Source organism: Mesorhizobium sp. M2A.F.Ca.ET.037.01.1.1, assembly GCF_003998075.1.
Taxonomy (GTDB): Bacteria; Pseudomonadota; Alphaproteobacteria; order Rhizobiales; family Rhizobiaceae; genus Mesorhizobium.
Map to the genome: position 1 here is coordinate 1 of NZ_RZSA01001706.1, position 583 is coordinate 583.

Consider the following 583-nt stretch of genomic DNA (forward strand, 5'->3'; position numbering starts at 1 on the left):
CAGCAGAGCGTTGGCCTTGGCGACGTCGAAAGGATAGGTCGGCACGTCGGCGGTGTAGAATTGCGGATCGTTCTTCGGCACAGGGCCAGTGGCGGTCGCGGCGTAGCCGAGGAAGATCGTCTTGACGACGAAATCCTTGTCGATTGCATGGGCGATCGCCTGCCGCACCTTGAGGTCGGCCAGCTCCTTGCGGCGGTGGTTGATCTCGACGACGAGCTGGTAGGTCAACCCCTCATAGCCCTTGGTGATGACCTTCAGGCCCGGCACTTTGGAGATGCGGTCGAGGTCGGCGAGCGGCACGGCGGAAAAGGCGGCGAGCTGGATCTCTTCGGCTTCCAGCGCAGCCGCGGCGGACGTGCGATCGGGAAGCACCTGGTAGACGATCTCGTCGAGATAGGGCTCGTCCTTGCCCCAATAGGCGTCGTTCCTCGTCAGCCGGTAATATTGGCCGGCCTTGTATTCGGCGAATTTGAACGGACCGGTGCCGACCGGCGCATTGTTGGCCGGGTTGTCCTCGATCTTGCCGTTTTCATAAACGTGCTTCGGCACGACGCTCGACAGCGCCGGCAGCGCGTTGCGGATG

Annotated in this window: 1 protein-coding gene; it reads right to left on the reverse strand. The window is 62.6% G+C overall.

Annotated elements, in window-relative coordinates; translation table 11 throughout:
• The coding region (locus EOA27_RS39345; RefSeq protein WP_245491415.1) for an ABC transporter substrate-binding protein at positions 1 to 583 on the reverse strand (583 nt) is incomplete at both ends.